Source organism: Salinispora goodfellowii, assembly GCF_059570675.1.
Genome location: NZ_JCANTD010000035.1, coordinates 38833 through 39676 on the forward strand (window position 1 = coordinate 38833; position 844 = coordinate 39676).

Below are 844 nucleotides of genomic sequence, written 5' to 3' on the forward strand. Positions count from 1 at the left end.
AGCCACCCTCGCGGCGCTCACCACCACGACGCTCACCATCGCGGTAGCCACCCTCACGGCGCTCACCATCGCGGTAGCCACCCTCGCGACGCTCGCCGCCGCGGTAGCCACCCTCGCGGCGCTCACCACCACGGAAGCCATCCCGGTCGCCGCCGCGGTAGCCACCCTCGCGGCGCTCACCACCACGGAAGCCATCCCGGTCACCGCCGCGGTAGCCACCCTCGCGGCGCTCACCACCACGGCGCTCACCATCGCGGTAGCCACCCTCACGACGGTCGCCACCACGGAAGCCGTCCCGGTCACCGCCGCGGTAGCCACCCTCACGACGGTCACCACCACGGTAACCACGTTCGCCGCCGCGTTCAGCGGCTCGGTCATCCCGGTAGGAGGGGCGGCCGTCACGACGTGACGCGCCGTCACGACCAGCTGGTCGGTCTTCGTGTCGACGGGTGCGGTCGCCGCCGTGCGGTCCTGAGTTCACAGGTTCATCCTTCCTGATTAGGCCGGTGGTGGCGGCACGCAGTGAGGGCCGACCCGGGTAGGGTCGGCCCTCAACTGAAGTTTTGCCCGGCGGTGTCCTACTCTCCCACACCCTCCCGAGTGCAGTACCATCGGCGCTGGAGGGCTTAGCTTCCGGGTTCGGAATGTAACCGGGCGTTTCCCCTCCGCCATGACCGCCGTAACACTTATCGACATATCAAACACACCCAACACCACAGGCAATGTTTGTTTGTCAAGAGTTACACAGTGGACGCGTAGCAACTTAGTAGTCAAGTCCTCGGCCTATTAGTACCGGTCAACTGAACCCGTTACCGAGCTTACATTTCCGGCCTATCAACCCAGT

General features: G+C 65.6%; 2 rRNA genes and 1 pseudogene. 1 reads left to right on the plus strand and 2 read right to left on the minus strand.

Annotated elements, in window-relative coordinates:
* Positions 1–409, plus strand: a pseudogene (locus T398_RS23000) (hypothetical protein); the annotation flags it as partial.
* A gap of 156 nt (positions 410–565) precedes the next feature.
* Here the strand turns inward: T398_RS23000 and rrf are convergent.
* Both rrf and T398_RS23010 read right to left on the minus strand, forming a co-directional pair.
* A 5S ribosomal RNA gene (gene rrf / locus T398_RS23005) occupies positions 566–682 on the minus strand.
* A gap of 84 nt (positions 683–766) precedes the next feature.
* A 23S ribosomal RNA gene (locus tag T398_RS23010) occupies positions 767–844 on the minus strand; the annotation flags it as partial.